Source organism: Caulobacter sp. 602-1, assembly GCF_003931565.1.
Lineage (GTDB): Bacteria > Pseudomonadota > Alphaproteobacteria > Caulobacterales > Caulobacteraceae > Caulobacter.
In genome coordinates this window covers 607087-629782 of sequence record NZ_RRYI01000003.1, presented here as the reverse complement: position 1 = coordinate 629782, position 22696 = coordinate 607087, and the positions used below count along the sequence as shown (strand labels likewise).

General features: G+C 67.8%; 15 protein-coding genes. 8 read left to right on the top strand and 7 right to left on the bottom strand.

The window, feature by feature from the left end; translation table 11 throughout:
• The first annotated feature begins 144 nt into the window (after positions 1-144).
• Both EIK80_RS11845 and EIK80_RS11840 read left to right on the top strand, forming a co-directional pair.
• On the top strand, positions 145-825 hold the full coding sequence (locus EIK80_RS11845) for a SapC family protein (protein WP_125157180.1): 681 nt from the start codon (positions 145-147) through the stop codon (positions 823-825).
• On the top strand, positions 822-1844 hold the full coding sequence (locus EIK80_RS11840) for a cupin-like domain-containing protein (RefSeq protein ID WP_125157179.1): 1023 nt from the start codon (positions 822-824) through the stop codon (positions 1842-1844). Before EIK80_RS11845 ends, EIK80_RS11840 begins: the two co-directional genes overlap by 4 nt.
• Before the next feature lie 31 nt (positions 1845-1875).
• On the opposite strand, the gene EIK80_RS11835 is transcribed toward EIK80_RS11840, so the two are convergent.
• Positions 1876-3948 (bottom strand): alpha-L-arabinofuranosidase C-terminal domain-containing protein, encoded by a 2073-nt coding sequence (locus tag EIK80_RS11835; RefSeq protein ID WP_125157178.1) that lies wholly within the window; start codon positions 3946-3948, stop codon positions 1876-1878.
• A gap of 242 nt (positions 3949-4190) precedes the next feature.
• Here EIK80_RS11835 and EIK80_RS11830 point away from each other — a divergent pair, with 242 nt between their 5' ends.
• The gene (locus EIK80_RS11830) at positions 4191-5288 is read left to right on the top strand and encodes an alpha/beta hydrolase family protein (RefSeq protein WP_125157177.1); all 1098 of its coding nucleotides are present in this window, start codon (positions 4191-4193) and stop codon (positions 5286-5288) included.
• Between the two features lie 30 nt (positions 5289-5318).
• Here EIK80_RS11830 and EIK80_RS11825 read toward each other — a convergent pair whose 3' ends face one another.
• The 3 genes from EIK80_RS11825 to EIK80_RS11815 are packed head-to-tail and all read right to left on the bottom strand — an operon-like array spanning position 5319 to position 8393.
• Positions 5319-6245 (bottom strand): Gfo/Idh/MocA family protein, encoded by a 927-nt coding sequence (locus EIK80_RS11825; RefSeq protein ID WP_125157176.1) that lies wholly within the window; start codon positions 6243-6245, stop codon positions 5319-5321.
• Positions 6242-7228, bottom strand: coding sequence for an AraD1 family protein (araD1, locus tag EIK80_RS11820; protein WP_125157175.1), 987 nt, complete (start codon positions 7226-7228; stop codon positions 6242-6244). Before araD1 ends, EIK80_RS11825 begins: the two co-directional genes overlap by 4 nt.
• A 19-nt stretch (positions 7229-7247) precedes the next feature.
• Positions 7248-8393 carry an aldose epimerase family protein gene (locus EIK80_RS11815; RefSeq protein ID WP_125157174.1) on the bottom strand — a complete coding sequence of 382 codons (1146 nt, stop codon included), beginning with the start codon at positions 8391-8393 and terminating at the stop codon, positions 7248-7250.
• 125 nt (positions 8394-8518) lie between these two features.
• Between EIK80_RS11815 and EIK80_RS11810 the strand changes: the two genes are divergently transcribed.
• The 3 genes from EIK80_RS11810 to EIK80_RS11800 all read left to right on the top strand — a co-directional run bounded on the left by EIK80_RS11810 (position 8519) and on the right by EIK80_RS11800 (position 13408).
• On the top strand, positions 8519-9832 hold the full coding sequence (locus EIK80_RS11810; RefSeq protein WP_125157173.1) for a sugar MFS transporter: 1314 nt from the start codon (positions 8519-8521) through the stop codon (positions 9830-9832).
• Positions 9833-10018: 186 nt separating this feature from the next.
• Positions 10019-11821 (top strand): IlvD/Edd family dehydratase, encoded by a 1803-nt coding sequence (locus EIK80_RS11805; RefSeq protein ID WP_125157172.1) that lies wholly within the window; start codon positions 10019-10021, stop codon positions 11819-11821.
• Between the two features lie 27 nt (positions 11822-11848).
• Positions 11849-13408, top strand: a complete 1560-nt coding sequence (locus EIK80_RS11800; RefSeq protein ID WP_199743450.1) for a glycoside hydrolase 43 family protein — start codon at positions 11849-11851, stop codon at positions 13406-13408.
• A 9-nt stretch (positions 13409-13417) separates the two neighbouring features.
• On the opposite strand, the gene EIK80_RS11795 is transcribed toward EIK80_RS11800, so the two are convergent.
• The 3 genes from EIK80_RS11795 to EIK80_RS11785 form a co-directional block, all read right to left on the bottom strand.
• Positions 13418-14155 carry a FadR/GntR family transcriptional regulator gene (locus EIK80_RS11795; RefSeq protein ID WP_125157171.1) on the bottom strand — a complete coding sequence of 246 codons (738 nt, stop codon included), beginning with the start codon at positions 14153-14155 and terminating at the stop codon, positions 13418-13420.
• Between the two features lie 176 nt (positions 14156-14331).
• Positions 14332-15909: an alpha-N-arabinofuranosidase gene (locus EIK80_RS11790; RefSeq protein WP_370450217.1), complete on the bottom strand. Its 1578-nt coding sequence runs from the start codon at positions 15907-15909 to the stop codon at positions 14332-14334.
• Between the two features lie 93 nt (positions 15910-16002).
• Positions 16003-17715 carry a glycoside hydrolase family 43 protein gene (locus EIK80_RS11785; protein ID WP_125157169.1) on the bottom strand — a complete coding sequence of 571 codons (1713 nt, stop codon included), beginning with the start codon at positions 17713-17715 and terminating at the stop codon, positions 16003-16005.
• Positions 17716-17969: 254 nt separating this feature from the next.
• On the opposite strand from EIK80_RS11785, the gene EIK80_RS11780 reads away from it, so the two are divergent.
• Together EIK80_RS11780 and EIK80_RS11775 are read left to right on the top strand one after the other, a co-directional pair.
• Positions 17970-20315: a glycoside hydrolase N-terminal domain-containing protein gene (locus EIK80_RS11780; protein WP_125157168.1), complete on the top strand. Its 2346-nt coding sequence runs from the start codon at positions 17970-17972 to the stop codon at positions 20313-20315.
• Positions 20312-22651: a glycoside hydrolase family 127 protein gene (locus EIK80_RS11775; RefSeq protein WP_125157167.1), complete on the top strand. Its 2340-nt coding sequence runs from the start codon at positions 20312-20314 to the stop codon at positions 22649-22651. Before EIK80_RS11780 ends, EIK80_RS11775 begins: the two co-directional genes overlap by 4 nt.
• Positions 22652-22696 lie beyond the last annotated feature (45 nt).

Genomic DNA, 22696 nt, shown 5'->3' with positions numbered 1-22696 from the left:
GCTTATGGGCGAACGGTAGTCCGAAAAGGTACCGGTATCAATATCTATTTGTCGGTGTAATTATCGTCGCGTTAGACGTCTGTCGCTGGACGCGTTAAGGGTCGCCAAGGCCGCTCGGATCAACATGAGCGGCGGGGAGGGACGATGGATCTGCAGTTGTTGAACGCCCAGGATCACGGCCGCTTGCGGCTTGGCCAGCTTCCAGCGGCTGGCCCGCACTTCGTCCAGATCGTGCCGTCGGAATTCGTCGCGGCGGCGGCCGTGTGCCCCATCTTCCTGACCAAGAACGCGGACACGGGCCAATTCTACGCGGGCGCCATGTTTGGCTTCGAGCCCGGCGAGAGTCTTGTCGGCGTCGGGGAAACGACCCGGGCCTCGTTCACGCCCCTGGACCTCGAGCGCCAGGGGGTCTTCCTGACGGACGGCGGCGCGATCGCCGTCGACCTTGATCATCCCAGGTTCGCCGCCGGCCAGGGCGCGCCGCTTTTCGACGCGCAGGGCGAGCCCACCGCCGCCACCCGCCGGCTGCAGCATGTTCTGGCTCAACTGCGGGCGGGCGTCGCTGAGAGTGAAGGCTTCATACAGGGACTGCTGTCGCTGAAGCTCATCGAGCCGATCGACATCGATCTCTCCTTCGATGACGGCCGGCGCCTCTCGCTGAACGGGCTCTATACGGTCAGCCTCGACGCCTTGAGCGAGCTCGATGACGCGGCCGCGCTGGGGCTTTTCCGGCGCGGGAATCTGCAACTCATCTACGCGATGAGCGGATCGCTCAGGCAGGTTTCGGCCCTGGCCAAGCTGCGGAACGACAAGCTCGCCGCATGAAGCCGCCCTCCTCTTCGGGGCCCCGGCGGATCGAACCTGGAGATCTTGCCCCAGGCGGAGCGGAGGCCTTCGCCGAACTGGCCGCCGGCTGCGAGCCGGTCGTGCTCGCGGGGCTATGCCGCGCCTGGCCCGCCGTGCGGGCCGCCAACGAAGGCTGGCCGACCTTGGCGGCCTATCTCCTCGGCTACGCGACGGACCGCATGGGCGAGACCTTCGTCGGCGCGCCAGCCATCGCCGGGCGCTACGACTATGGCGACGGGCCGGAAGGGTTCAATTTCGATCGCGTATCCATGACCCTGGCCCAGGGGCTGGATCGCATGGGGCGGGCCGCCGCCGACGCCCGCCTCGCCACCCACTACATGGGCTCGCTCCCGGTCGACGACTATGTTCCGGGCTTCGACGAGGACAACCGGCTCGACCTGCTGGCGCCGGCGATCCGGCCGCGCGTCTGGCTCGGCAACGCCGGCCGCGTGGCCTGCCACTACGACACCTACGACAACATCGCCTGCGTCGTGGCGGGGCGACGACGCTTCACCCTCTATCCGCCCGACGCGGTCGGCGATCTCTATGTCGGGCCGATCGATCACACCCTGGCGGGCCAGCCCATCTCCATGGCGGCCAACGCCCCGGACGGTGATCCGCGGTATCCGCGCTTCGCGACCGCCGCGTCCCGCGCCTGGGTGGTCGAGCTCCAGCCCGGCGACGCGCTGTTTCTTCCGAAGCTCTGGTGGCACCAGGTCGAGGCGCTGGAGCCCGTCAACATGCTGGTCAACTACTGGTGGGACGCTGCCGCGGTCGGTCCCGACGCGCCCTACCTGACAATGATGCTGGCCATGACCGCGATCGCCGAGCGGCCGCCGGCCGAGCGCGCGGCGTGGCGGGCGTTCTTCGATCACTACGTCTTCCGACCCGACGGTCATCCGCTGGCCCATCTGCCGGTCGAGCGCCACGGCCTGCTCGACAAGGGCGCCCATGGCCGCATCCGGGCCCTTGTCATGCGCGCCCTCCGCGGCGGCTAGGCGCCGGCCCCAAGACCGGCGCCCGCTGACGTCAGCGCCGGGCGATCGGGAACTCGAAGATCGTCACCGAGGTGGGCGAGACCGAAAGGCCCTTGGCGGGCTTGGTGGCCGAGCTCTCAGTAACGGTGACGCCATTCGGTGCGCCGACCTTGTTCTGAGCCTTCAGGTCCGGGCCGCTCAGCACCCACTTGCGACCCGCCCCGCCGACGGCGAGCGCTTTCAGATCGAGCTTCACGGTCTGGCTGTCGAAGGTGGCGTTGACGACGCCGACCCGCAGGGCCTTGCCGTCCGGCGTCAGGCCGGCGATCACGTCGAGGGGGTAGGTCGGGCTGCCGGCGCGCACCTGGGGGTGAGCGAAGCCGACGGGATAGCGCGGCGCCGGTTGCGGGACCTGGCCTTGAACGGCCAGCGGCGTGACGCCGGTCCCGAAGCGCTCGCCATAGAGCTTGAAGATCAGGCCCGTCGTGTTGAGCTTGGCGTCGGTAGGTGTGATGTCCATGGTCGAGGCGCCGGTCGTGAAGGCGCCCATGGTCAGGAAGTCGGTGTGGCGCAGCATCTCCTGCAGCACCATGGCGTAGGCGAGGGCCGACTTGAGATTGACCTCGCCGAAATAAGCGTACTCGTCGATCGACAGGAAGATCTTCTTGGCCTCCATCGCCGGGAAGCGCTTCTGGTAGATCTTCCACTCCTCGGCCTTCATCCGCACCTGGTTCGAAGGCGCGCGGACATATTCGATCAGTTCGGCGTCCTTGGGCGCGTTCGGCCGTTCCTCGGGGCGGTCGTACCAGTGCTCGGAAATGCCGTCGAAATTGCCCCAGGCCTTGGCCAGGAGGCCGCCGGTCCAGTCCCACTCGGTCCCGAACTTGGGGGCGATGCTTTCCAGGGAGGCGTTCTCCTTGGTGTCTTTCGGATGCATCTGATCGGGCATGGCGCCCGAGCCGATCAGGGTGATGGTCGGATCGACCGCCCGCATCGCCTCGGCGAAGGCGTTGTGCTTGATCATGAAATAGTCGAGCGAGGTCTTGCCGATCTGCCACCAGCCGTAGGGCTCGTTGCCGATGTTCCAGAACTTGACGCCATAGGGCTCGGGGTGGCCGTTGGCGGCCCGCCGGGCGCCCCAGGTGCTGGTGGCCGGGCCATTGAGATACTCGACCTCCTCGGCGGCCGAATTGGCGTCGCCCAGGCCGGTGTTGACGGTGACATAGGGTTCGACGCCGATGATCCTGGTCAGATCCATCCACTCGTCCATGCCGATGTCGTCGGGCTGCATGGCGCTCCAGGCATGATCGAACATCGGCGGCCGCTTGTCGCGCGGTCCGATGGCGCTGTGCCAATCCCAGTCCGACAGGAAGTTGCCCCCGGGCAGCCGCCACATGCCCGAATTGAGCGATCGCGCGATGGCGGTGGTGTCGGCGCGCCAGCCCCGGATATTGTCGGAAGGCATCAGGGACACCGCGCCAACGCGGAACGATCCCGAGCCCAGGCCGGTGATCTCCAGGCGGGCGTCGGTGGCGTCGGCCGTCGGGGTGAAGCTGAAGTCGACGCGCTTCCAGTCCGCGCCCGGCGCGGGCAGGGTCACGGTCTGGCGTGCTTCAGGACCATCGCCCCAGATCAGGGTCACTTCGATCCTGGCGCCCGGATCGCCGGCCAGCTGGAGGTAGCCGTCGTAGCGCTTGCCCTTCGCCAGGCCGATGCCGGCCTGCGACAGGCCCTTGGGCGTCGTCGCGTTCACGCGGATCATGGGACTCTGCTTCCCGACATAGGGCGCCTTGGCGTCCATGGTCACCGCGTCGTCCGCGCCGATGGGGCGCCACTTGCGATAGGTCACCCCGGGGCGGCCCTCGGCGTTCAGCGGCGGAGGTTGATCGAGAGCGGGCGCGACGACGGGGTAGTAGAACTTGCGGTCGTCCAGCATCTCGGCCCACAGCGTGCGGGCCACCAGCCCGCCGATCGGCTCGATGAACATGCCGTATTCGTACTTGGTGATCGGCGCGGCGCGCTGGGCGCCGTCGATGGTCACGGTGACCGGCGTCGCCGCCCAGGTCATGGTGGCGACCGCCATCGACCCAGCCAGGCACGCGCCCAGCATCAGTCCGTATCGCATTGTCTTCTCCCTAACTACTCAGTCTTTTTCACTTATGAGCGCGACGCGCAGCGCCATCTTCGTGGCATCCGTCCTCGTCGATTTTCTCGTTTAAATGTTCGTTATGGCGCTGGATGGCGACTTCCCGGGACGGCCTGCAGCCCAGACGGCGCTGGTTGACGTCGAAATATTTTAGACCGACAAATGGTAACGCTAACAAAGCGCGCGACGCAAGATCGCAAAAGTGAAGAGGGAGGGTTGGAATGAAGAGGTCGAACATCAAAGCCGGGCGTCGCCTGGGCTGGATCAAGGTGGCCTGCGCGGTGGCGCTCGCGCTTTCGGTCGCGCCCGTGGCGGAGGCCCAGGTGGCCACCAAGGCGCCCCCGGTCGTCGCCGGCGCCAAGCCGGTCACGCTCCAGCGCATCAAGGTCCATTCGTCGGCGATCGAGGGCAACCTCGAGGGCGAGACCGCCGACCGTGACGTGCTGGTGTTCCTGCCGCCGGGCTATGCCAGCCACCCCAAGCGGCGCTACCCGGTCGTCTACGCCCTGCACGGCTATTCGATTGGCGCCGAGCAATGGAGCGGCGAGATCCACGCGTCCCAGACGATCGCGGGGGCCTTCGCCAAGGGCGCGGGCGAGGTGATCGTCGTGCTGCCCGACAGCAAGACCGTGCACAACGGCTCGATGTATTCCAGCTCCCAGACCACGGGCGACTTCGAGACCTTCGTGTCCCGGGACCTGGTCGCCTATGTCGACCAGCACTATCGCACCCTGGCCCGGCGCGAGAGTCGCGGCCTGGTGGGCCACTCGATGGGCGGATACGGCGCCAGCCGGATCGGCATGCGCCATGCCGACGTGTTCGGCGCACTCTACATGATGAGCCCCTGCTGCCTGTCGCCGCGTGACCCGGCCCAGGCCCCTCCTGGCGCGGCCGCCGCTCTGGCCGAGGTCAAGACGTTGCAGGATGCGACCAAGCTGCCCTGGGGGTTGCGCGCCCAACTGGCCACGGCCGCGGCCTGGTCGCCCAATCCGCAGAAGCCGCCGCTCTATCTGGACCTGCCGGTCGAGAACGGCGTGACCCGGCCGGACGTGGTGGCCAAGTGGGCCGCCAACGCGCCCCTGGCCTTCATCGACCAATATGTCGGCGCCCTGAAGCGCTACAAGGCGATCGCCATCGATGTCGGCGACCGGGACGGGTTGAAGGACGACGCGGCCAAGCTTCACGCGGTGATGGATCGCTACGGCCTGGCCAACAGCTTCGAGATCTATCCCGGCGACCATACCAGCGACGTTCCGACCCGCTTCCAGGATCACGTGCTGCCGTTCTTCAGCCGCAACCTGGCCTTCGAGGCTCGTTAGCCTGCTCGGCGCTGGTAAGGCCTCGCGGCCTTACCAGTCGAAGGCTGGCGCGACGCGGCGCTCGGCGAGCAGAAACGCGTCGGCGACATGGCGCAGCGGCGAGGTGTCCACGTCGCTGGCCCCGTCGGCGATGAGCCGGGCGAAGGCGTCGTAGAGGCCCGGATATTCGCGGTCGGGTCCTTCGTGCAGCAGCTTGCCGTCGATCCACAGCTTGGCGCCGCCGTCCGTCAGCTTCAGCGCGCCCTCGTCGGTGTCGACCTCGATGTCCCAGCTTTGCGGACCGGTCTGGAGGAAATCCAGTTCGACGCGGATCGGCGCGCCGGCCGTGTCGCGGAAGTCCAGCTCGGCCTGGATCGGCGACTGGCGATTGGCCGGCACGTGCAGCAGGCCGCGCGACAGGAAGAACGGGCGGGGCAGGACGCGCGTGGCGATCGACAGGGCGTTGATGGCGGGGTCGAAGACGCCCAGGCCGCCCGCTTCCCAGATCCAGTCCTGGCCCGGATGCCAGACGCGGACGTCCTCTTTCCAATTGATCCGCACGGCCTGGACCGTCCGTTCGGCCAGCCAGGCGCGCGCCGGCTCGACCGCGGCGGCGTGGCGCGAGTGCCAGGTCGCCTGCAGGGTCAGGCCCCGGGCGGCCGCGACCTGGCGCAGGTCCTCGACCTCGCTCAGTGTCGCGCCCGGCGGCTTTTCCAGCATGACGTGCTTGCCGGCGGCCAGCGCCAGATGCGCCAGGGCGTGACGCGGCTGGGGCGGGGTGCACAGGGCCACGGCGTCGATCGCCAGGCCGTCGGCCAGAAGGTCATCCAGCCTGGCGAAGTGGGCCACGCCGTCGAGACCGGCGTGACGGCTGACGACGGCGGTCAGCTCGAACCGCGGATCGGCGGCGATGGCCGGCGCGTGCTGGTCGTGGGCGATCTTGCCCAGGCCAACGAGAGCGAGGCGGATCGGGGTCACAGCGCCTTCACGGTCACGGGCTGGTCGACCGCTTGGGCCAGCGGGTTGCTGACCGGATAGCGGAACGGCGCGGCCTCGATCTCGAACACATCGCCTTCCTGGGTCTGGAAGCCCTCGGAGAAGGACAGGGTGGCGGTGCCGAAGAAGTGGACGTGCACGTCGCCTGGGCGGCGGAACAGGTCGTACTTGAAGTGGTGGTGCTCGAGATTGGCGATGGCGTGGGACATGTTCGCCTCCCCCGACAGGAAGGGCTTTTCCCAGACGGTCTCGCCGTCGCGGACGATGCGGCTGGTCCCGCGCACGTCGGTGGGCAGGGCGCCCGGCAGCAGCTCGGGACCGAGCGCTGCGTTGCGCAGCTTGGAGTGGGCCAGCCACAGGTAGTTGCCGCGTTCGATCACGTGGTCGGAGAACTCGTTGGCCAGGCAGAAGCCCAACCGATACGGCGCGCCGTCGGGACCGATCAGGTAGACGCCGGCGATCTCGGGCTCCTCGCCGCCGTCCTGGGCGAAGCTGGGCGAGGTCAGCGGCTGGCCGGGGCCGACCAACTGGGAGCCGTCGCCCTTGTAGAACCACTCGGGCTGTACGCCGGTCTGGCCGGGGGCGGGCTTTCCGCTTTCGACGCCCATCAGGAACATCCGCATGGAATCGGTCAGCTGTTCTCCCGACTGGGCGGCCTTGTGCATCTTGTCTCGGCCCTCGGCCGAGCCGAGATGGGTCAGGCCGGTGCCGGTCAGGAACAGGTGGGCGGGATCGGGATGGTCGATCGGCGCCAGTACGCGGCCCTCGGCCAGCGCTGCGGCGATGTCGACCGTCTCGCCAAGCGCCAATCGCGCGGTCTCGACCAGGGTCGAGCGCGCGGCCATCGCCTTGTGGGCCAGGTCCAGCAGGGTGTCCGCGACGCCGACCTGACGGGCGGTTCCCTCGTCGTCGAGCATCGCCAGGCCGCGCCGACCGGAGTCGTCGACAAATTGTACAAACGTCATCTGGGAATGTCCTTACGGTCTACTTCGCGATGGAGAGCTTGAAGACCATGCGGTTGCTGTAGCGCTCGCCCGGGTTCAGGCGGATCGAGGCGAAGGCCGGCTTGTTCGGGGCGTCGGGGAAGTGCTGCGGCTCCAGCGCGATGCCATCGCCCTGGCGATAGATCTTGCCGCTCTTGCCCACCATCGTGCCGTCGATGAAATTGCCGGCGTAGAACTGGATGCCGGGCTGATCCGACAGGACGTCCAGCGTGCGGCCGCTCTTGGGATCCGACAGGCGCGCGGCCAGACGCAGGGCGCCGGACTTGCCATTCAGGACGTAGTTGTGGTCGTAGCCCCGGCCGATGACCATCTGCGGATCGCGCGCGTCCCGGATCCGATCGCCGACGGCGGTCGGCTTGCGGAAGTCGAAGGGCGTGCCGGCCACCGGCTTGATCTCGCCGGTCGGGATCAGTTCGGCGTCGACGGGCGTGTAGCCGTCGGCGAGCAGCGTGAGGACATTGCCCATCGCGCCGTCGGCCGAGCCTTCGCCCGCGAGGTTGAATAGGGCGTGATTGCTCATGTTGACGATGGTCGGCTTGTCGGTCGTCGCGCCGTAGGTCACCGTCAGCTGGTTCTTCTCGTCCAGGGCGTAGGTCGCCGTGGCGGTCAGGGTTCCCGGATAGCCCTGGTCGCCGTCCGGGCTGACATAGCCCAGGGTCACGGACGCCCCGGCGGCGTCCGACTTGGCGTCCAGAACCTTCCAGACGACCTTGTCGAAGCCCTTCACCCCGCCGTGCAGGGCGGCGACACCATTGTTGTTCAGGGCCAGCTGGTAGCTCTTGTCGTCGAGCGTGAAACGGCCCTTGCCGATGCGGTTGGCCACGCGTCCGACCGTCGCGCCGAAATAGCTGGCGTTGCGCGCATAGGCGCCGGCGTCGGAGAAACCGAGCACGATGTCGGCCTTGGTTCCATCGCGGCCCGGCGCCACCAGCGATTGGAGGGTGGCGCCGTAGGTGATCACGGTGGCGCTGACCCCATGGCCGTTCGTCAGGGTGAAGGCTTCCACCGCTTCGCCCGAAGGCGTCTGGCCGAAGGCGGCGCGCGACAGGGTTGCGGCATGACCGGCGATCGGGCCGGCGAGCGTCAGCAGGACCGCTGCTCCAGCCGACAGGTTTGCGATGCGCATTCGAACCTTCTCCCCGATCGTCTTGACCGCTCTCGATTGACGGTCATGGTGATGGTCATATACTCCGACAAAACAAAGGCGCGCAACCGACGTCGCGTCGAGCATCACATTCGGGAGACTATCCAATGGCGCCAGCGCCCACGACGTCGGCCGCGCGGTCGGAAGGCGGCTCCGCGGTGACGCAGAAATCGGCCCTGACCCTGCTGGCCAGCCTGTTCTTCATGTGGGGCTTCATCACGGTGATCAACAACACCCTGCTGCCGCATCTGCGCTCGGTGTTCGATCTCAACTACACCCAGACCACCCTGATCGAATCGACCTGGTTCATCGCCTATTTCTTCGCCTCGTTGCCTTCGGCCAAGCTGATCGAGAAGATCGGTTACAAGCGCGCCATGGTGACGGGCCTGCTGATCATGGCGCTGGGCGCGCTGCTGATGATCCCAGCCGCGCGGATCCCGTCCTACGGCGTGGTGCTGACGGCGCTGTTCATCATCGCCTCGGGGATCACGCTGCTGCAGGTCGCCGCCAACCCCTATGTGGCGGTGATCGGACCGCCCGAGACGGCGTCCTCGCGTCTCAATCTCGTGCAGGCCTTCAACTCCATGGGCACGACGCTGGCGCCGCTGTTCGGCGGTTGGCTGATCCTGTCGCGTTCAGCCTCGGGCAACAGCCAGGCCGGGGCGGTGCTCACCCCGGCCCAGCGCCTGGCCGACGCCCAGTCGGTGCAATTGCCCTATTTGATCGTGGCGCTAGTGCTGGTTGGGCTGGCGGTGGTGATCGCTTTCTACAAGTTGCCAGAGCTGGGCCTGGCCGCCCAGCGCGCCGGCGCGGAGGAGCGCAAGAAGCACTCGCTGTGGCGCCACCGCAATCTGGTGCTCGGCGTGCCGGCCATCTTCATCTACCTGATCGCCGAAATCGGCGTCAGCAACCTCTTCATCAACTTCATCTCCGCGCCCGAGATCGGCGGCGTCACCCATGCCCAGGCCTCGCGGTACCTCTTCCTGCTCTGGGGCGGGATGATGGTCGGCCGCTTCGTCGGCAGTCAGCTGATGCGCAAGGTCGCTGCGGAGAAGATCCTGGCGATAGCCAGCCTGCTGGCGTTCATCGTGATGATCGTCACGGTCCTGGCCCATGGGCCCCTGGCCATGTGGAGCCTGATCGCCGTGGGCCTTTTCCACTCGATCATGTTCCCCACCATCTTCACGCTGGGCATCAAGAACCTGGGGCCGCTGACCGAGGAGGGCTCTGGGCTCCTGGTCATGGCCATCGCCGGCGGCGCGCTCGTGGTGGTTCAGGGGCAGATCGCCGACGCCTATGGCCTGCAGGTGTCGTTCCTGCTGACGGCGGTGTGTGAGCTGTATGTGCTGTTCTACGCGCTCTGGGGCTGCAAGCCGACCGGGGACGCGCCGGCCACGGACAAGGTCGGCGACACGGCCTGAATTCGGCTCCGCCGTGCGTGCAATGCGGTTGCGCGCGCGGCCAAGGCTCGGCCTGGTCGATTGACCGTGTTTCGTTGAAATTATAGTCAGACAAATACGAGCGCGACACGCGGTGATTTGCCACTCTGATGGAGTTTGGCAAAGCGACCGGCGGCCGAGCCGGACTAAGCAACGACAAGGCTCTTCATGGTTTCCTCCACAAGCGACGCACCCAAGCTCCGTTCGCGCGCCTGGTTCGATAACCCCGACAACACCGACATGACCGCGCTTTATCTCGAGCGCTACATGAACTTTGGCCTGTCGTTGGAAGAGCTGCAGTCGGGCAAGCCGATCATTGGCATCGCCCAGACCGGCTCGGATCTGTCGCCCTGCAACCGGCATCATCTGGTCCTGGCCGAGCGGGTGCGCGAAGGCGTTCGTTCGGCCGGCGGGATTGTCCTGGAGTTCCCCGTCCACCCGATTCAGGAGACCGGCAAGCGTCCCACCGCCGGACTGGACCGCAACCTGTCCTATCTGGGTCTCGTCGAGCTGCTCTACGGCTATCCGATCGACGGCGTGGTGCTGACCATCGGCTGCGACAAGACCACGCCAGCCTGCCTGATGGCGGCGGCGACGGTAAACATTCCGGCCATCGCCCTGTCGGTCGGGCCCATGCTGAACGGCTGGCACAAGGGCAAGCGGACCGGCTCGGGCACTATCGTCTGGCAGGCCCGCGAAATGCTGGCGGCCGGCGAGATCGACAATGCGGGCTTCATCAAGCTGGTGGCCAGTTCCGCGCCGTCGACCGGCTACTGCAACACCATGGGCACGGCCACGACCATGAACTCGCTGACCGAGGCCCTGGGCATGTCGCTGCCGGGCTCGGCGGCGATCCCCGCGCCCTATCGCGACCGCCAGGAGAACGCCTACCGGACCGGCCTGCGTATCGTCGACATGGTGCATGAGGACCTCAAGCCGTCCGACATCCTGACCCGCGACGCGTTCCTGAACGCCGTGGTCGTCAACTCGGCGATCGGCGGCTCGACCAACGCCCCGATCCACCTGAACGCCCTGGCCCGCCACATCGGCGTCGAGCTGTCGATCGACGACTGGCAACAGACCGGCGAAGAGGTGCCGTTGCTGGTCAACCTGCAGCCCGCCGGCGAATATCTCGGCGAGGACTACTACCGCGCCGGCGGCGTGCCGGCGGTGTTCGGCCAGCTGATCGAGCAGGGGCTGATCCGCGAGGACGCCAGGTGCGTCTCCGGCCAGACCATCGGCGAGCAGTACCGCGGGGTCGCGATCGAGGACGAGGACGTCATCCGTCCCTTCTCGCGGCCGCTGGTCGAACGGGCCGGCTTCGTGGTCATGCGCGGAAACCTGTTCAACTCGGCGATCATGAAGACCAGCGTGGTCAGCCAGGAGTTCCGCGACCGCTATCTGTCAAATCCCGACGATCCGGACGCTTTCGAGGGCGATGCAGTCGTGTTCGACGGACCGGAGGACTATCACCGCCGCATCGACGACCCGGCGGTCGGGATCACGTCCAACTCGATCCTGTTCATGCGCGGCGCAGGGCCGGTCGGCTATCCCGGCGCGGCCGAGGTCGTGAACATGCGCGCGCCCGACTACCTGATCAAACAGGGCGTCCACCAGTTGCCTTGCGTCGGCGACGGGCGCCAGTCGGGCACGTCCGGCTCGCCCTCCATCCTCAACGCCTCGCCCGAGGCGGCGGTGGGCGGCGGCCTGGCGCTGCTGAAGACCGGCGACCGCGTGCGCTTCGACCTGCGCAAGTCGCGGGTCGATATTCTGGTCTCGGCCGCCGAGATCGTCGAGCGCCGCAAGGCCCTCGAGGCGGCCGGCGGCTTCGCCTATCCGGAAAGCCAGACGCCGTGGCAGGAAATGCAGCGCGCGGTGGTCGGCCAGATGGAGACGGGCGCGGTCCTCGAACCGGCCGTCAAGTACCAGCGCATCGCCCAGACCAAGGGCCTGCCGCGCGACAACCACTAGTCGCCGCGGCGACCATCCGAGGGCCTCATGTCAAAGCCATCCAAGCTGATCGTGTCGGCCTTAGCCCTGGGCCTGGCCTGCGCCGCCGCAAGCGTCCAGGCCCAGGTCTGGCGTTCCGATAGCGGGCAGGGAACCTATCACAATCCGCCGCTCTACGCGGATTACCCCGATCCCGACATCATCCGGGTCGGCGAGGACTTCTATTTCGCCTCGACCACCTTCGTGAACGCGCCGGGCCTGACGATCCTGCACTCCCGAGACCTGGTGAACTGGGACATCGTCAGCCACGTGATGCCGAAGCTGACGGGCAATCCCAAATACGACCTGGCCGACGGCGGCGACTATCGCCACGGCGTCTACGCCCCCAGCCTGCGCCGTCATGGCGGGCGCTTCTACATCGCCGTCACGCCGGTGGGACGGAACACCCGGATCTATTCCGCCGCCGACATCCGCGGGCCCTGGAGCGTGCGCGAGCTCGATCGCGAAGCCTTCGACCCCGCCCTGTTCTTCGACGACGACGGCAAAGGCTATATCGCCACCGCCAGCAGCGCGGACGGCACGATCACCCTGCTCAGCCTCAACGCCGACCTGACCGCCGTCACCAGCGCGCAGAAGATCCACTACTACCGGGGCGCCGAGGGCTCCAAGCTGATCAAGCGCGGCGACTGGTACTACCTGTTCAACGCCATCCCGAGACGCCTGGCGCTGACCGTCTCGCGCGCTCGCAGCCTGACCGGGCCTTGGGAGACCCGCGACCAGATCGACGACACCACCGGCGGGCACCAGGGCGCGCTGGTCGATCTGCCGGACGGCGGCTGGTACGGTTTCGTCATGCGCGACGCCGGCGCTATCGGGCGGGTGACCAACATCAGCCCCGTGTTCTGGCAAGACGACTGGCCGGTCTGGGGCACGCCCGAGGCGCCCGGCCGCGTGCCCGACGTCGCCGCCAAGCCCATCGCCGGCGGGGCCTTCGTCGAGCCGCCCAGCTCCGACGATTTCGGCGGCAAGGCGTTGGGTCGCCAATGGCAGTGGAACCACAATCCCGACGACAGCCGCTGGTCGCTCGCCGAACGGCCCGGCTTTCTGCGGCTGAAGGCGACGACCAGCAACAGCTTCTGGACGGCTCGCAACACGCTGCTGCAGAAAGGGCAGGGGCCGCGCGGCCGCGCCGTCGTCAAGCTGGATGCGCGCGGGATCGCCAAGGGCGACGCCTGCGGCTTCGGGACCTTCGGCAAGTTCTCGAGCCAGCTGGTGGTCACCCGCACGGCCCAGGGGCGCGGCGAACTCAGCGCGCGCCTGATCGAAAGCACCGAGGACGGACCGAAGACGACGGCGGCTGCAGACGCGCGGCCGATCCCGTTGAAGGACCTTTGGCTCTCGGCGGAGATGGACTTTACGACCGACAAGGCCGCACTGGCCTATAGCCTGGACGGCAAGGTCTGGACGGCCATGCCGGGCGACTTTCCGCTGGCCTTCGACTGGCGGACCGGGACCTTCCAGGGTCAGCAGTACGGTCTCTTCTGCTACAATCCCGCTGGCGGCCCGGGTCGCCTGGATGTCGACAGCTTCACGCTGAGCAAACCCTAGACCGGCGCTCTACATCGCCGATCGGGTGTCATCCAGCGCCAGGTCGACAAGGGCGCGCATGGCCGCGCTCGCCGCGTCGGGATCGCCCGCCGCGATGGCGTCGAAGACCTTGGCGTGGTCGGGCACCGGATCGCGCGGCAGGGCGCGCGAGCGCTGCTTGAACTCGGTGGTCCAGCTGACAGCGGCGCTGATGCTGGCGCTGAGCGCCATCATCGCGCTGTTGTGCGTGGCGCCCAGGAGGGCGTCGTGAAAGGCGCGGTCGGCGGCGCGGCCGGCCTCGGTCGCCAGGGTGTGACGCCGCATCTTGGCCAGGGCGTCCTTCATGGCCTTGAGGTCGTCCTTGTCGCGTCGCTCGGCGGCGAGGCGCGCCGCGGCGGGCTCGACGATCGCCCGAAGCTCGAACAGGTCGCGCACGAAGCTGACGTCGGGTTCGGCCGAGAACGCCCAGGCCAACACCTGCGGATCCAGGATGTTCCAGCGGCTACGCGGCAGGACCCGGGTGCCCGCCTTGGGGCGACTCTCGACCAGGCCCTTGGCTGTGAGGACCTGAACGGCTTCCCGGTAGGCGCTGCGCGAGACATCCAGGGCCTCGGCGTTGGCGATTTCGCCGGTCAGCGTCTCGCCGGGCGCGATCTGACCCGAGACGATGGCGCTGCCCAGATAGTGCGCCACCGCGCCCCGCAGCCGCCGACCAGACCCTCTCGCCGATCGGGGGATCGACTTGTCGTCTGGTTCGTCGGTGGACATGGGCTCGGGCTCCTGCGGGGATGCGCTCGTTTCTATAAGCGCAAGCCCGCGGCCGTTGGCAAGTTGTCAGGCAAGTTTGCCGCCGCGCATGATCGCCGGGGTCGTACGGCGAAGGGGTCCTGCCCGCATGATGCGATGGGAGCCCTCGCCATCATGCGGGAAATCACCAGACGTCGTCAGTCCAGGCGGACGACCATGATCGACTTGGGCGGCGCCTCCAGCGTCAGGCCGCCAGCGCCAGCCTTCGCCGTATAGGGCTTGGGCACGACCGCGTTGGGGGCGTCGAAGGTGTTGACGCTGTCGACGCGCGGCGCCGTCATGACCTGGCCCGTGGCGGACCCGGCTTTGACGCCGGCGATGTCGGCCCGGATGCTGGCGGACTTGACGGGGTCGAGGTTGGAGACCGCCAGCCACAGCTTGCCCTGGGTGTCGCGCGCGGCGATGGCGTCGATGCGCGGCAGGGTGATGTCGCCCTGCGTGTAGATCCCCGCGTCGAGCTTCACCGGCACGAAGGTCGCGTCCTGGAAGGGCAGATACATCTTGTAGACGTGATAGGTCGGCGTCAGGACCATCTTGTCCTTGTCGGTCAGGATCATCGCCTGCAGGACGTTGATCATCTGGGCGATGTTGGTGATCCGCACGCGGTCGGCGTGACGCGCGAAGATGTTCAGGTTGAGGGCGGCGACAAGCGCGTCCCGCATCGAGTTCTGCTGGACCAGGAAGCCCGGATTGGTGCCCTCCAGCGGCGCCAGCCAGACGCCCCATTCGTCGACGGCCAGCGGCACCTTCTTCTCCGGGTCATACTTGTCCATGATCGCGGCGTGCTTGGTGATCAGCCCGTCCATGCCGAGCGTTTCCTTCAGCAGCTTGGCGTAGGCGGTCTCGTCGAACTTGGTGCTGGAATAGGACGGCGGCCATCCGCCGGTCGTGTACGAGTGCAGCGACAGGCCTTCGATATTCCAGGCCCAGTCGTGCCCCTTCTGGGCGGCCATCACCGCCTCGGTATAGGCCGGCTTGCCCTGGTCGGGGCCCACGGCGATGCGCTGCATGGCGTCGGCGCCGGTCTGCTTGGGATTGTAGTTCCGCACGAAGCGGGCGTAGCGCTTCATCAGGTCGGCATAGTATTCCGGCCGCATGGCGCCGCCGCAGCTCCAGCTTTCGTTGCCCAGGCCCAGATACTTGATCTTGTAGGGCTCGCGGTGGCCGTTGGCGGCGCGCTCCTTGCCGGCCGTCGTCTCCGGATCGGCGGTCATGTACTCGACCCACTCTGCCGCCTCTTGCACCGTGCCCGAGCCGACATTGACGGAGATATAGGCGTCGCTCCCGATCTGGCCGACGAAGTCCATGAACTCGTCGGTCCCGAAGGTGTTGGGTTCGACCGCGCCGCCCCAGTTGGAGTTGATGGTCTTGCGGCGGCTCTCGATCGGGCCGATTCCGTGGCGCCAATGGTATTCGTCGGCGAAGCAGCCGCCCGGCCAGCGCACATTGGGCACCTTGATGTCGCGCAGCGCCTTGACGACGTCGGTGCGGATGCCGCGGACGTTGGGGATGGTCGAGTCCTTGCCGACCCAGACGCCGCCATAGATGCCGCTGCCCAGGTGCTCGGCGAACTGGCCGAAGATGTTGCGATCGATCTTGGCGCCGGGCGCGCCGGCCTCGATGCGGACCGCGATCGGCGCATCCGTCTTGGTCTGGGCCAGCGCCGGCGCGGTCGCGGCGAGCGTCAGGGCGCAGGCGGCCATCGGCCACGTCATTCTGGTCATCTTGTCTCCCCTCGGCGCCTCTGGGCGCATCGCTGACGGTCGCCTCGGCGCCGTCTTCCGTTGGTCAAAAGTCCGCGTCGGTGTTCACTGGCCCTGGGCGCCGCCGTCGTGGGCGTAGACGCCCAGCAGAGCGCCCACGAAGCCGCCGGCCTTCTTGGTCGAGAGGATCGATCCATCCTCTTCGGCCTTCAGGGTCTTCCACTGTCCGGCGGCCAGGGCGTACGAGAAATCGTAGGCGCCGCCCCGGGCGGTGATCTTCAGCCACACGGGCGCGCCCGCCTTCGGGGTGACCGGCGCGCTGGCGATCTTCACGCCGCTTTCCGGGTCGTTGGGGCCGGCGCGGCGTTCGAGCACGATCTCGTCCCGCCCCTGGGCGTTCCGCTCCAGACCGAGGAAGAAGAAGTGGCTGTCGTTCTGCACCGCGACCATGCCGGCCTTGTCGCCGACCTTGGTCGGGCGGAAGCGCATCTCCGTGGCGGCGCTGGCGTTCTGATGCTGCTGGCGTCGCCCCCAGAAGGAGGGCTGGGTCATGCCGCCGATGGTCTCGGGCCGCGCGGTCAGGATCAGCTTGCCGCCGTCCAGTCGCCACCAGCGCTCCCGAGGGATCCGCATGGTCACCCAGTTGAGCGGCAAGGCCTTGCCATCGAACTCGTCGCGAACCTTGAAGGCGCCGGCCGTCGGCGGCGGCTTTGGCGTCGTCTCCGGCAGATCCGGCTTGGCGTGGACGTAGGGAATGGTCTTGCCGTTCTCGAGAATGATCGGCCAGCCGTCCTTCCATTCCACGGGCAGCAGGAAGGTCTCCCGGCCGGTGTTGTAGAGGTCGTCGCCATAGGGGCGCACCGCTAGGAAGGTCGCCCACCACTTTCCGTCCGGCGTGTCGACCAGGTTGGCGTGGCCGGCCGAGGTGATCGGCAGGGGACGGTCCTTCGGCAGGCCGCGCTGGGTCAGGATCGGATTGTTCGGGTACGGAACGTACGGCCCCCAGGCGCTCTTGGAGCGCAGGGCGACCTGGCTGTGGCCTTCGGCCGTGCCGCCCTCGGCCGCGATGAGGTAGTACCAGCCGTCCTTCTTCAGGATGTGCGGGCCTTCGGGCCAGATCGGCTTGGCGGCGGGATTGACGCCCTTGTCCAGCAGCAGCTTGCGTTCGCCGACGGTCTTTCCGGTCTTGATGTCATAGGCGATCGCCCAGATGGCGCGGTGGCCGCTGTATTCAGGCGGCCCCGGGGGCTCGCCATTGAAGACGATCAGGGCGGCGCCGTCGTCGTCGAAGAAGAGATACGGATCGATGCCCTCGACCTTCGGCAGCCAGACCGGGTCCGACCATGGGCCTTTGGGGTCCTTCGCCGTGATCAGGAAGTTGCCCTTGCAGTCGACACAGGTGTTGAGGAGGTAGAACGTGCCGTCGTGGTGGCTCAGCGTCGGCGCGAACACCGCGCGCGAGAGGCCCAGACGCCCGAAGTCGAGCATGCCTGGGCGGTCGATGGCGTTGCCGATCTGCTTCCAGTGCACGAGATCCGTCGAATGGAAGATCGGCAGGCCCGGGAACCAGGCGAAGGTCGAGCTGACGAAATAGAAGTCCTTGCCGACACGCATGACCGCCGGGTCGGGATAGGTGCCCTTGAGGATAGGATTGGCGTACTGGCCGGCGGTCGGCTTGAAGGCCGCGTCCGACGGATCCGCGCCTTCGTATTCGAACCAATCGAACGCCGCCGTCGGCGCGGCCCTCGAGGCCGGATTGAGCGCCTGCGCATGGGCCGTTCCGGCGAGCAAGGCCAGGGCGGCGGCCAGGCTCAGCATCCGTCCATGGAGCGATTGTCGCGATTGACGACCTGGCGAAGCGTGCGCAGACATGACGTTTCGTCTCTCCCTGCCGCGTCGGCGCGCGGTCGTTATTATGTCGGGCAAGTCGCCCGTCCGGATCGCCATGCGTCATGGCTTAGCCAACCCTAACGCGCGAAATGAAGTAATGGTAGCGCTAACTTTTGGGAGCGAGTCGGTTGTCGTGATCCAGCTTGTAGGCTGGCGGGCGAGTGTGCTTTTGTCGGAGTATTATGACGCTGACTCGCCGCTCCACGCTCGCCGTCCTCGGCGCCGCCTCGGCCCTGACCGCGGCGCCCGCGCGCGCCACGCGGACCAAGACCTCGCCGCCGCGCCTCTGGTATCGCCAACCGGCCAAGGAATGGGTCGAGGCCCTGCCGGTCGGCTCCGGCAAGCTGGGCGCGATGGTGTTCGGCGGCGTCGCGTCCGAACGATTGCAACTGAACGAAGATACCCTGTGGGCCGGCGGTCCATACGATCCGGCCAATCCCGAGGCGCTGTCGGCCCTGCCGGAGATCCGCCGCCTGATCGACGCCGGCGACTACGCCCAGGCCACCAAGCTGGCCGACGCCAGGTTCCTGGGCGCGCCCAAAAGGCAGATGGCCTACCAGACGATCGGCGACCTGAAGCTCGACTTCCCGGGGCTGGGCGAGGCGAGCGGCGACTATGTCCGCGACCTCGACATCGACGGGGCGATCGCCGCCACGACCTTCACCGCCGACGGCCTACGGTATCGCCGCGAGGTGATCGGCAGTCATCCGGACGGGGTCATCGCCGTGCGCCTCAGCGCCAGCCGCAAGGGGGCGATCAGCCTCGACCTGTCCTTCGCCAGCCCGCTGAAGTCCAAACCCGTCGCAACGGTCGAGGGCGGCGCCCTGGTCCTGACCGGCGCCAATGAGAGTCGGGAGGGGATCCCGGCCGCCTTGACCTTCGAGTGTCGTGTCGAGGTCCAGGCCAAGGGCGGGACGGTGACGGGGCGGGGCGGGATGCTGTCGATCAGGGGCGCCGACGAGGTCGTGCTGCTGATCGCGGCGGCGACCAGCTACCGCCGCTATGACGACGTCTCGGGCGATCCGGCGGCGCTGAACAAGGCCACGCTGGCCACGCTCGCCGGCAAGCCTTGGGCGAAGATCCTGGCCGATCATCAGGCCGACCATCGGGCGCTTTTCCGCCGGGTGGACGTGGATTTCGGTCGCACCCGCGCTGAGCTGCAGCCGACCGACGAGCGCATCCGACAATCTCCGACCACGGACGATCCTTCGCTTGCGGCGCTGTACTATCAGTACGGCCGCTACCTGCTGATCGCCTGTTCGCGCCCAGGCGGCCAGCCGGCCAACCTGCAGGGGATCTGGAACGACAAGACCTCGCCCCCCTGGGAGAGCAAGTACACGATCAACATCAATACCGAGATGAACTACTGGCCGGCCGAGCCGACCCATCTCGCGCCCTGCGTCGAGCCGTTGATCGCCCTGGTCCAGGACCTGGCCGTGACCGGCGCCCGCACCGCCAAGGTCATGTACGGCGCGCGCGGCTGGGTCGCCCACCACAACACCGACCTGTGGCGCGCCACCGCGCCGATCGATGGCGCGATCTACGGCGTCTGGCCCACGGGCGGCGCCTGGCTCTGCAAGCACGTCTTCGACCACTACGACTACAGCCGCGACAAGGCCTATCTGGCCCGCGTCTATCCGCTGATGAAGGGCTCGGCGCGGTTCTTCCTCGACACCCTGGTCGTCGATCCGAAGTTCGGCGTGCTGGTCACCAGTCCGTCGATCTCGCCGGAGAACGATCATGGCCATGGCTCCTCGCTGGTCGCCGGTCCGACCATGGACCAGGCGATCATTTGGGACCTGTTCGACAACTGCCTGAAGGCCGAAGGCGTCCTTGGCGCGGATCCGGCCTTCGTCGCCGAGCTGACGGCGACACGCGGCAAGCTGGCGCCCTACAGGATCGGCAAGGACGGCCAGTTGCAGGAATGGCAGGAGGATTGGGACGCCGACGCCAAGGAGCCCCAGCACCGGCACGTCTCGCACCTCTATGGCCTGTTTCCGTCCGATCAGATCGGGATCGACACCACGCCGAAGCTCGCGGCGGCGGCCAGGACCTCCCTGCTGAAGCGCGGCGACCTCACCACCGGCTGGGCCATCGCCTGGCGGCTGAACCTCTGGGCGCGACTGGGCGACGGGGACCACGCCCACGAGGTGCTCAGGCTGTTGCTCGGCCCCGAGCGAACCTATCCGAACATGTTCGACGCTCACCCACCGTTCCAGATCGACGGCAATTTCGGCGGAACCTCGGGCATGACCGAGATGATCCTGCAAAGTCGCGACGACCGGATCTACCTGCTGCCGGCCCTGCCATCGGCCTGGCCGACCGGCCACATCACCGGCCTGAGAGCGAGGGGCGCGGTCGGGGTCGACGTGCGCTGGGCGGGGGGCAAGCTTTCCGAAGCGGTGCTGACCGCCAAGGCCGACGGCCGCCACACGGTGGTTCACGGGAAATCGACCCTGGAGATCGAGATGAAGCAAGGTCAGAGCGTCCGCCTCGCGGCCCGCGACGGCGTCCTGGTGCGCGCATGAGCGGCCAGGCTCTCACTCCCAGCCGGCGGTCGGTGCTTCTGGCCGGCGCCGCTCTGTCCGTCACGTTCGCCGCCAGGGCCTCGGCCCAGGCGAGCAACCCGTTGCGCAAGGTCGAGCCGATACCCGCCCGGTACGTGACGCTGGAGCCGTCGCCGTTCGCCGACGCCATGGCGGCCAACCGTCGCTACCTGCTGTCGTTGGACCCAGAGCGCTTGCTTCACAACTTCTACTGGTCGGCCGGCCTGCCGGCGAACAAGCCGCGCTACGGCGGATGGGAGAGCGAGAGCATCGCCGGTCACTCCCTGGGCCATTGGCTATCGGCCTGCAGCCTGACGGTGGCCAATACCGGCGATCCCGCCGTCGCCGCCGCTCTCGACCGCGCGCTCGCGGAGATGGCGAAAATCCAGGCCGCCGAGGGCGACGGCTATGTCGGCGGCACGACCGCCGAGCGGGGCGGCAAGGAGGTTCCGGGAAAGGTCATCTTCGAGGAAGTCCGGCGCGGCCAGATCGAGGTCACCTGGACGCTGAACGGCGGCTGGGTCCCGATCTACGCCTACCACAAGGTGCTGGCGGGGGTGATCGACGCGCATCTGCTGGCTGGCAATGACCGGGCCTTGCCCATCGCGCTCGGCCTCGCCGACTATCTGGCCGGGGTTCTGGCGCCCCTCTCGGAGGAGCAGGTTCAGAAGGTCCTGTCGGTCGAGCACGGCGGCATCCTGGAATCCTACGCCGAGCTCCATGCGATCACCGGCGACGCGCGCTGGCTGCGAACCGCCGAGCGGCTGCGCCACCGCGCCTTCGTCGATCCGCTGCTGGCCCGCCGCGACGCCCTCGCCGGGCTGCACGCCAACACCCAGATTCCCAAGGCCGTCGGCCTGGCGCGCTTCTACGAAACGACCGGCCAGGCCGACCACGGCGAGGCGGCGGCGTTCTTTCACCAGACGGTCGTCGATCACCACAGCTATGTGCTGGGCGGCAATTCGGAGCGGGAGCACTTCGGCCCGCCGGACCAGCTGGGCGGCACGCTGACGACGGGCACCTGCGAGGCCTGCAATACCTACAACATGCTGAAGCTGACGCGGCATCTCTATGCCTGGAAGCCCGACGGCGCCCTGTTCGACTACTACGAGCGGGCGCAGCTCAATCACATCCTGGCGCACCAGCGGCCCGACACCGGACAGTTCGTCTATTTCATGCCGCTTCAGGCGGGCGCCAAGCGCGACTACTCCACGGCGGAGGACAGTTTCTGGTGTTGCGTGGGCTCGGGCATGGAAAGCCACGCCAAGCACGCCGACAGCATCTTCTGGCGCGGGCCGGAGGCGCTTTACGTCAATCTCTTCACGCCCTCCACGCTGGATCTGCCGGGCGACGCCAGGCTCGAGCTGCGGACCCGCTATCCCGAGCAGGGGACGGTCACCGTTCGGGTCGCCCGTCCCTCGAAGGCCGTCACCACCCTGGCCATTCGCCGACCCGGCTGGGCGCGGGACGCGCGGATCGCGCTGAACGGTCAGGCGCTCGCCGCGCCGGTCTCGGACAACTACTGGCGCGTGACGCGCGCGTGGCGGGAAGGGGACACGATCACCGTAACCTTGCCGATGACCCTGCGCGCCGAGCCGCTGAAGGGCGCGCCGACGACCTATGCCTTCCTCAGCGGCCCCCTGGTCCTGGCGGCGGACCTTGGCCCCGCGAGCAAGGCGTTCGACGGGCCCGCGCCGGCGCTTCTGGCCAAGGCCGCGCCGACCGACGCCCTCGTTCCCAGCGCCGCGCATCGCTACGCCACGGTCGATGTCCTGGGGCGGAGCCAAACCCTGCGGCCGTTCAACGCCCTCTATGACCGGCGCGCGGCGGTCTACTTCCAGACCTTCACGCCGACGGACTGGAAAACGCAGCGCCAGGACTATCTGGCGTCCGAGGCTCGCCGGGCCGACTTGGCGCGGCGCACGATCGACGTGTTCCATATCGGCGAGATGCAGCCCGAGCGGGATCACGGGCTGACGGCCACGGCCGGACAGCCGGGGACCTTCTATGGCCGTCACAGCCGGTCGATCCCCGAGGGCGCGGAGGTGTCGTTCACGATGGCCCGTCGACCCGGCGCCGCGTTCCTGCGCGCCACCTATTGGGGCAACGACGCCGACCGCGAGATGGCGATCGAGTTCGATGGGCGGCAAGTCGCCGTGGAGCGTCGGTCCGGACCCAAGCGCAACGACTGGGTCATCGTCGACTATCCCCTGCCGCCCAGCGACCAGAAGCGCTCGAAGGTCAGGCTGATCGGTCGCAAGGGGACGAGTGTCCTCTACGGGCTCGAGCTGATCGAAGCGCCGCGGCGCGAGACCTGAAGCAAAAATAAGGAGGTCAGGCGCGGACGCCTGACCTCCGTAGTC

What these genes read in the sequence shown, in the direction of transcription:
- EIK80_RS11845 (WP_125157180.1), top strand. Translation starts at nt 145, where the DNA reads ATGGATCTGCAGTTGTTGAACGCCCAGGATCACGGCCGCTTGCGGCTT.
- EIK80_RS11840 (WP_125157179.1), top strand. Translation starts at nt 822, where the DNA reads ATGAAGCCGCCCTCCTCTTCGGGGCCCCGGCGGATCGAACCTGGAGAT.
- EIK80_RS11835 (WP_125157178.1), bottom strand. Translation starts at nt 3,948, where the DNA reads ATGCGATACGGACTGATGCTGGGCGCGTGCCTGGCTGGGTCGATGGCG.
- EIK80_RS11830 (WP_125157177.1), top strand. Translation starts at nt 4,191, where the DNA reads ATGAAGAGGTCGAACATCAAAGCCGGGCGTCGCCTGGGCTGGATCAAG.
- araD1 (WP_125157175.1), bottom strand. Translation starts at nt 7,228, where the DNA reads ATGACGTTTGTACAATTTGTCGACGACTCCGGTCGGCGCGGCCTGGCG.
- EIK80_RS11815 (WP_125157174.1), bottom strand. Translation starts at nt 8,393, where the DNA reads ATGCGCATCGCAAACCTGTCGGCTGGAGCAGCGGTCCTGCTGACGCTC.
- EIK80_RS11810 (WP_125157173.1), top strand. Translation starts at nt 8,519, where the DNA reads ATGGCGCCAGCGCCCACGACGTCGGCCGCGCGGTCGGAAGGCGGCTCC.
- EIK80_RS11805 (WP_125157172.1), top strand. Translation starts at nt 10,019, where the DNA reads ATGGTTTCCTCCACAAGCGACGCACCCAAGCTCCGTTCGCGCGCCTGG.
- EIK80_RS11800 (WP_199743450.1), top strand. Translation starts at nt 11,849, where the DNA reads ATGTCAAAGCCATCCAAGCTGATCGTGTCGGCCTTAGCCCTGGGCCTG.
- EIK80_RS11795 (WP_125157171.1), bottom strand. Translation starts at nt 14,155, where the DNA reads ATGTCCACCGACGAACCAGACGACAAGTCGATCCCCCGATCGGCGAGA.
- EIK80_RS11790 (WP_370450217.1), bottom strand. Translation starts at nt 15,909, where the DNA reads ATGACGTGGCCGATGGCCGCCTGCGCCCTGACGCTCGCCGCGACCGCG.
- EIK80_RS11785 (WP_125157169.1), bottom strand. Translation starts at nt 17,715, where the DNA reads ATGCTGAGCCTGGCCGCCGCCCTGGCCTTGCTCGCCGGAACGGCCCAT.
- EIK80_RS11780 (WP_125157168.1), top strand. Translation starts at nt 17,970, where the DNA reads ATGACGCTGACTCGCCGCTCCACGCTCGCCGTCCTCGGCGCCGCCTCG.
- EIK80_RS11775 (WP_125157167.1), top strand. Translation starts at nt 20,312, where the DNA reads ATGAGCGGCCAGGCTCTCACTCCCAGCCGGCGGTCGGTGCTTCTGGCC.